Below are 1,750 nucleotides of genomic sequence, written 5' to 3'. Positions count from 1 at the left end.
CGGAACACCTGACAGCAGAACGTTTTTCTGCGATCAGTACAGAATCGGTGGAGCGGTAGTTCAGTTGGTTAGAATACCTGCCTGTCACGCAGGGGGTCGCGGGTTCGAGCCCCGTCCGTTCCGCCACCCTTTTTAGGGGCGTAGTTCAATTGGTAGAGCACCGGTCTCCAAAACCGGGTGTTGGGGGTTCGAGTCCCTCCGCCCCTGCCAGAAAAAGAAAAATCCTTTGCGTATGCGAAGGATTTTTTTTTGCCTTAAGAAAAGCAAAACATAAAACCAGCCAGCAAAGACTGGCTTAATCCTCGCTTTCTTCCCTCTCTTTAATTCGGCACGACTGGAAACTTCAGCAACTGACGGATATACGTCTGCTGATCACTGTTTTGCAGCCATACCGCATACAAAGGCCGCACCGCCACAGACGTATCGGGCATCACTATCAGGTCGCTGTACAAGCTTTGCCAGAACTCGGGCAGAAACGCGCAGGCTCCTGTCGTGTGCAACAATTCACGCGTCACCTGTGCTGATGTCGTTGTTAATACCGGAACATCGTCCCCGCCGGAAAGATAACTTTGGTGCTGATGAAAGTCCGCGCCCCATTCCAGCTTAATATAGTCATATTTCTCACGCTTTTCGGTCTGCCGGGAACGAAACAGTGCCAGCGAAATATGACCTATCTGCTGGCTGGTCAATTCATCCATCTTTGGTGCTTCCGTCGTAATCAATAAATCCAGTTGGCGTTCATGCAACTGTTTAACTAACAAATGACGCTGCGCCACACGCGCTTCCAGGTGCAGACTTTCCCTGTTTTCGTAGAGTGTCTGAAGCCATGGCGTCAGATAGGCTTCCCAAAGTGAGGCGCTGGCACCAATGGACAGCTCATGATGCTGCTGCGTGTGCGACACTTCTTTCTTCGCCATAAGCCAGGTATTCATCAGACTTTCCGCGTAAGGCAAAAGACGCTCACCTGCCGAGGTCAAACGGATGTTGTTGCGGTGTCGGGTAAAAAGATTCACTCCCAGTTGGTTTTCTAACTGGCGGATGCGAAAACTGACAGCAGACTGCGTTAAGTAAAGTGCTTCTGCAGCACGCCCGAAATGGCGAGTTCTGCTCACTTCCAGGAAAGTTTTCAGTAATTCCGTATCCACAGCCTTCTCCCAAAATTTGTTTGTCGTATAGATTTAAATGTTTTGTTTTACACGCTGTCAAGCGTATCTAATACTCCGCGCCATAAATAGCACGGCCATAAGAGAAACAGGAGCGTGTAACATGGCGGAAAGCTTCTCAACGGAAAATCGTTTCTTTGATAACAAACATTACCCACGCGGATTTTCGCGTCATGGGGACTTTACGATTAAAGAAGCACAGCTACTTGAACGCCACGGCGTCGCGTTTAATGAGCTGGATCTTGCCAAACGTGAACCAGCGACAGAAGAAGAGCGTTTGTTCATCGAGGTATGTCGTGGTGTCCGTGAGCCGCAGACGGAAGCAGAACGTGTCTGGTCCAAATACATGACCCGTATCAAGCGTCCTAAGCGTTTTCACACGCTGTCAGGCGGTAAGCCACAAATGGATACCGTTGAAGACTACACAGAAAGCGACGATTAATGAAAAGGGGCGAAAGCCCTGAGGGATCCCCACAAATTGACGCTAATAAACCAGCACCATTTTGTGGTAAACCCTTGTTAAATTGTTAAGAACGTCCTTCAGGGATATTCGCCTGAGCATTAGCGGAGAATGCCGTAAAATATTC

2 protein-coding genes and 2 tRNA genes are annotated in these 1,750 nt (G+C 49.2%); 3 read left to right on the top strand and 1 reads right to left on the bottom strand.

The features are described from left to right. Positions 1 to 49: 49 nt before the first annotated feature. Positions 50 to 126, top strand: a tRNA-Asp gene (locus tag F7Q90_RS25550). 8 nt (positions 127 to 134) lie between these two features. Continuing rightward, positions 135 to 210: transfer RNA gene (locus F7Q90_RS25545), tRNA-Trp, on the top strand. A 110-nt stretch (positions 211 to 320) separates the two neighbouring features. Here the strand turns inward: F7Q90_RS25545 and hdfR are convergent. Then, a complete protein-coding gene (gene hdfR / locus F7Q90_RS25540; protein ID WP_006121164.1) occupies positions 321 to 1,145 on the bottom strand; it encodes an HTH-type transcriptional regulator HdfR in 825 nt (274 codons plus the stop codon). A gap of 121 nt (positions 1,146 to 1,266) precedes the next feature. Here hdfR and F7Q90_RS25535 point away from each other — a divergent pair, with 121 nt between their 5' ends. After that, positions 1,267 to 1,605, top strand: a complete 339-nt coding sequence (locus F7Q90_RS25535) for a DUF413 domain-containing protein (RefSeq protein WP_006121163.1) — start codon at positions 1,267 to 1,269, stop codon at positions 1,603 to 1,605. The last annotated feature ends 145 nt before the right edge of the window (positions 1,606 to 1,750 follow it).

It is taken from the genome of Pantoea stewartii subsp. stewartii (assembly GCF_008801695.1).
Classification (GTDB): Bacteria; Pseudomonadota; Gammaproteobacteria; order Enterobacterales; family Enterobacteriaceae; genus Pantoea; species Pantoea stewartii.
The sequence above is the reverse complement of the archived record's forward strand: the minus strand, read 5'-3'. Positions and strand labels throughout refer to the sequence as shown.

Coding starts and splice junctions, on each gene's coding strand:
- F7Q90_RS25535 (WP_006121163.1), top strand. CDS start 1,267: ATGGCGGAAAGCTTCTCAACGGAAAATCGTTTCTTTGATAACAAACAT.